3 protein-coding genes and 1 pseudogene are annotated in these 5,538 nt (G+C 35.0%); 1 reads left to right on the forward strand and 3 read right to left on the reverse strand.

The window, feature by feature from the left end; translation table 11 throughout:
• Positions 1-620: 620 nt before the first annotated feature.
• From A3SG_RS0117215 to A3SG_RS0117225, 3 genes are all read right to left on the reverse strand, one after another.
• Positions 621-1,160, reverse strand: a complete 540-nt coding sequence (locus A3SG_RS0117215; protein ID WP_016991244.1) for a lipocalin family protein — start codon at positions 1,158-1,160, stop codon at positions 621-623.
• 146 nt (positions 1,161-1,306) lie between these two features.
• The gene (gene lpdA / locus A3SG_RS0117220; RefSeq protein WP_016991245.1) at positions 1,307-2,710 is read right to left on the reverse strand and encodes a dihydrolipoyl dehydrogenase; all 1,404 of its coding nucleotides are present in this window, start codon (positions 2,708-2,710) and stop codon (positions 1,307-1,309) included.
• A gap of 155 nt (positions 2,711-2,865) precedes the next feature.
• Positions 2,866-3,324, reverse strand: coding sequence for an Lrp/AsnC family transcriptional regulator (locus A3SG_RS0117225; RefSeq protein ID WP_016991246.1), 459 nt, complete (start codon positions 3,322-3,324; stop codon positions 2,866-2,868).
• A 402-nt stretch (positions 3,325-3,726) separates the two neighbouring features.
• Here A3SG_RS0117225 and A3SG_RS20295 point away from each other — a divergent pair.
• Positions 3,727-4,948: pseudogene (locus A3SG_RS20295) on the forward strand (aminotransferase class I/II-fold pyridoxal phosphate-dependent enzyme).
• Positions 4,949-5,538: the final 590 nt, after the last annotated feature.

A 5,538-nucleotide genomic window follows, 5' to 3' on the forward strand; every position in this document is an offset into this window, starting at 1 on the left:
AATCAGCTTCTTTTTTTTGCAGACTTACTGTAATATGCTGTTTTTAAATTACTTAATTTAAGGACAAGAGCTTTTATTTAAAAGGTAATCGAAGGGGAAATATACTATCAAAAATGAAGATACCTTTCCGCCTTGGTATATTTTAGAATTTTAACCAATAAAACCTAAATATCATGAAAATCGCTACTATTACTATCTGGACTCTACTTGGACTTTTATTTCTCTATACTTCTATCGGTTATTTTTTACATTTGAGCCCCGAGCCTGCATAACAGTAGAGTTCAAACCATTTCAAATTGGTTGAATGGCCTCAACTTACTTATTTCTTTCGGTAAAAAGCATTGAATTTTTATGCGGCCTATCATTTATAACTGGAAAATTTACAACATTATCGAATCTTGTCATTTTTCCTGTGACTCTTAATATCGTTTTGATTAATTATTTTTTAACTGCAGAAAATCTTCCCCTTGCTATTTTTGTATTCGTAAGTAATCTGTTCTTGATTTTCTCTCATTGGGAAAATTATAAGGGATTGTTCAAAATGGATTAATTTTTTATCTAAAAAACAAAAACCGACTCTAAATAAAAGTACGGTTTTGTTCCTTAATGGCTGCGTACTTTTATTTAGTATGTTGCACCCATATTAAATCAGCTGTTTTAAAACCAATATTTTCTGCTATTTTCAAATATTCTGAGGTAACTTCTAAAGGAATTGACTTTTCACGAGATAATATCCATAAATAGTCAAGGCTCCCTCCTGCAATTAAAGCATATTTATACTCTTTGTCAATAGCGATAACATTATAACCCCCATAAAAAGGCCCAAAAAATGACACTTTTAACATGGCGACATTCTCGTCTCCCACAAACTTTGCTTTTCCGATGCTTTGCTTCCATTTGTCATTTTTTACATCATAACCCTTATTATCCACTTTTATCGTTCCATTATCCTTCATCGAATACTCAGCGGTGGTATTGTTCAGTCCCTGCTCAAATTTAAAATCCAATCTAGCGATTTCATACCATTTTCCTAAATATTTTTCTTTTTCAAAATTTTGAACGGCCTTTGCTTTCTCTGGAATCGTTTTACGCGAGCAGGAATTAAGAAAAACTCCAACTCCCACAAGTGCTAAAGCACCTACTACATGTCTCTTTTTCATACTAATTTGTTTTCTAATAAAGATACTATGTAAATACCGGTATATTTTATATTATTTACGTTGAAACTTCTAAATTTAATCAGAAAACAAAAAACCCGTCAAACATTCTTTGACGGGTTTTTTTCTTTACTATAAAATCGTAGATACTATACGTGTAATGCTCTGTTATCTGTAGCTGCTAATGCCGCTTCTTTCATCGCTTCCGCAAAAGTAGGATGCGCATGTGACATTCTTGATATGTCTTCGGCTGAAGCCTTAAATTCCATTGCAACAACAGCTTCGGCAATTAAGTCAGCACAACGAGCTCCAATCATATGAACTCCAAGAACCTCATCCGTTTTTGCATCAGCAAGAATTTTAACAAAACCATCTAAATCTCCACTAGCTCTTGCCCGTCCTAACGCTTTGAAAGGGAAACTTCCAGCTTTATAATCTACTCCAGAAGCCTTTAATTGCTCTTCAGTTTGTCCTACTGCAGCCACTTCTGGCCAAGTATAAACAACACCAGGAATTAGATTATAATTGATGTGGGGCTTTTGTCCTGCTAATATTTCAGCAACCATCGCTCCTTCTTCCTCTGCTTTGTGCGCTAACATCGCTCCACGAACAACATCTCCTATCGCATAGATATTAGGAATATTAGTCTGTAGATGATCATTTACCTCTACCATTCCCTTATCTGATACTTTCACTCCTGCATTTTCTGCACCTAACCCGTCAGTGTAAGGACGACGCCCAACAGAAACTAGAGCATAATCCCCTTCTAACGTAATCGTTTCGCCTTTGGCATTTTCTGCCTGAACTGCCACGGCATCACCGTTTCTTTCCACGGACTGTACCTTATGGGAAACATAAAATTTCATTCCTTGTTTCTTAAATACTTTAGTTAATTCTTTAGACAGCGAGGCATCCATTCCTGGAATAATACGGTCCATGTATTCCACAACCGAAACTTTAGCTCCCAAACGTAAATACACTTGACCTAATTCAATGCCAATAACACCACCACCAATGATAACAAGATGTTTAGGTACTTCTTTTAATTTTAATGCTTCAGTCGATGTGATAATTCTTTCTTTATCAAGCTTAATAAAGGGCAAATTAGCAGGCTTAGATCCTGTTGCAATAATTATATTTTTTGCTTCAACTGTTTCACTGGTTCCGTCTTCTTTTGCGACAGCAACATGAGTGGCATCCACAAAAGAACCTAAACCTTCAAGAACAGTAATTTTATTTTTGTCCATCAAGTATTTTACTCCGCCTGTGGTCTGGTCAACGATTGCTTGCTTGCGTGCAATCATTTTCTCCAGATTTACTTTTACTTCGCCCGAAATTTCAATTCCGTGATCAGCAAAATGCGATACATCTGCATAATTATGTGAGGACGCTAACAATGCTTTTGAAGGAATACATCCTACGTTGAGGCAAGTTCCGCCAAGAACTGAATATTTTTCGATAATTGCTGTTTTGAAACCAAGTTGTGCACAACGAATTGCTGATACATATCCGCCTGGGCCAGAACCAATAATGACTACGTCAAATGAATTCATAGTATATTTATTTTTGTTATATTTTTATATATTGTCGCACAAAATTAAGGAATTAAGTTTTGTTTAAAGTTTAATATTAAATTTATTTTGTTAAGATATCACCTGACAACCCATCTAATATAGCGAAAACAAGGTGATTTTTGGACTGATATCAGCTAAACTTCAACCACAGTTGTGTTTTTAACTTCACTAATCATAAAGGTACTTTGTGTACTACCAATATGCTGAAGGGTAGTCAACTTTGTAACTAAAAACTCTCTATAAGCTTCCATATCTTTCACCACAATCTTAAGGATATAGTCATTATCACCGCTCACGTGATAACATTCTAATACTTCTTTTAATAGCACCACTTCACTTTCGAATTTGGTTACAAATTCCTTAGTGTGTTGGATGAGCTTTAGATGACAAAAAACTACAAACCCTTTTTCAACCTTCGCTTTATTAAGCAATACCACGTATTTATCAATAATACCTTCTCGCTCTAATTTCTTAATGCGCTCATACACTGCCGTAACTGACAAATTTAATTTTAAAGACAGTTCTTTCGTTGTCTTTTTACTGTCTTTTTGGAGCAGTGCCAGTAGTTTTTTATCTATTAAATCTAAAGTCATCCTGTCGTTTTTTTGGTGAAAGCATAAAATATTGCTTAAAAATAGAAAAAAAATCTATACTATCCGACTTTAACCGATTAAAAAACTGAGTTTATACCATATTATTGATATTAAAAACTATATAAACGTACTTTACATTATAGATTTCACTGTTATAAAGGAAGATCTTTCCTTTATGCTAAGAACAGCGTTTCAACTCGTTTCAACTCTAGTCTTCGCTATTTGCATTCTTTTTATTGACTTTTTCAAATCATAAAAGCAAGAAGATAAACTGACATAGTTCTAAGGACGATATTGATCAGACTTATTGTTGTGGCAATAAATAGTAGTCGAATTCTATTTTATTGGTTTAAAGCCAATTTTATAAGGTTTTATATAATAACTAATTTTAACAAAAAAAAAATGAAATTTCATCCCGCAGACAACATTCAAGATTTGCAATATTTTGGTGAATTTGGTGGTGTAAACCCATCGATTTCAGATTCTTCTACCTATACTTTCCTTTCGGCAAAAACGATGTTTGACACCTTTGAAGGAAATATGGAAGGTTGTTATTTGTATTCCCGCCATTCCTCACCCAGCAATTTATATTTAGACAGAGCAATGGCTGCAATGGAAGGCACTGAAACTGCAAATGTATCCGCTTCCGGAATGGGAGCTATTACGCCTACTTTAATGCAGTTGTGCGGAGCTGGAGACCACATCGTCTCTAGTAGAACAATTTATGGAGGAACGTATGCTTTTCTAAAAAACTTTACGCCAAGATTTGGTATCAAAACGACATTTGTTGATATCACGAAGTTAGATGTAGTTGAAGCTGCCATAACTCCAGACACGAAGGTATTGTATTGTGAAACCGTCAGTAATCCATTACTGGAAGTGGCAGATATCGCTGGTTTATCGAAGATTGCCAAAAAGTATAATTTAAAATTAGTCGTCGATAACACCTTCTCTCCCTTATCTGTTTCTCCAGTTAAATTTGGCGCTGACATTGTAATTCATAGTTTGACAAAATACATCAATGGAAGCAGTGATACTGTGGGCGGGGTAACTTGTGCGTCCCAAGACTTTATCAATGAATTGAAAGACGTAAATAGTGGCGCCAGTATGTTACTTGGACCAACAATGGATAGTATGCGATCTGCCAGCGTTATGAAAAACCTGCGCACGCTTCACCTGAGAATTAAGCAACACAGTCACAATGCTATGTACCTTGCCGAACACTTTGAAAAAGACGGAATAAAAACGGTTTACCCCGGTTTAAAAAGCCATCCAAGCCACGACTTATACGCTGGAATGATCAATTCTGAGTATGGCTTTGGCGGAATGATGACATTAGACGTTGGCTCTTTGGCTAAAGCCAATGCCTTAATGGAATTAATGCAATCACGTAATTTAGGGTATTTAGCAGTAAGTTTAGGCTTCTACAAAACCTTATTTAGTGCTCCCGGAACCTCAACTTCGAGTGAAATTCCTGTAGACGAACAAGCCGAAATGGGATTGACCGATGGTTTAATCCGTTTCTCAATTGGTCTAGATAACGACATTGCTAGAACATACAAAATGATGAAATACCTGTATGAAAGAATTGGATATTTTAAAATACGAGACCGTTATAAAGTAATTTTTTTAGTTTTTTTATTTTCCAAAACCCGCTTAAAAGCCATTTTTAGCGGGTTTTATCTCTTTGATGAAATAGCATGCTCTTTATAAACTTCTATCAGCTTTCCATCGCTATGCTATTTCCCTTTGAGAGTTTAGCGACGACTATGCTTTTACCTCATAGCAATACGGACATCAGAAACTTCAGCTAAGAGAGTAAAAGGGCTCTTCTAAAAAAAGTAAAAAAGAACTTAAAATTTGTCTAAAAAAGCAGAAGGTTCAAAACTAACCATTGAACTTTCTGATTGTTTAAAAGATACAGGTCGAATCCCAAGAAGGTACGACAAGTAATATTGCTAGTTATTGTCCTGTTAAAACTAATTTATTACAGCGCCATCATAAAAAAAGCAGTGTTTTAAACAATGGGAGCAGTTAAATAATACTAAAAACTATTTTGAACTTCTTTTTAAAACGGTACACAAATACAAAAGCTAAATCTTTGAATTCCGAAGTAAAGCTCTTTTGTGTCAATCAAAGAATTGCCGTAGATCTGAAATTCTTTCTGTTCCAAATGGAAAAAATTTTTAGTTAATCCCGGAAAATCTATGTGCC

The sequence above is a fragment of the Flavobacterium sp. ACAM 123 genome, assembly GCF_000264055.1.
Classification (GTDB): domain Bacteria; phylum Bacteroidota; class Bacteroidia; order Flavobacteriales; family Flavobacteriaceae; genus Flavobacterium.

Coding starts and splice junctions, on each gene's coding strand:
- A3SG_RS0117215 (WP_016991244.1), bottom strand. CDS start 1,160: ATGAAAAAGAGACATGTAGTAGGTGCTTTAGCACTTGTGGGAGTTGGA.
- lpdA (WP_016991245.1), bottom strand. CDS start 2,710: ATGAATTCATTTGACGTAGTCATTATTGGTTCTGGCCCAGGCGGATAT.
- A3SG_RS0117225 (WP_016991246.1), bottom strand. CDS start 3,324: ATGACTTTAGATTTAATAGATAAAAAACTACTGGCACTGCTCCAAAAA.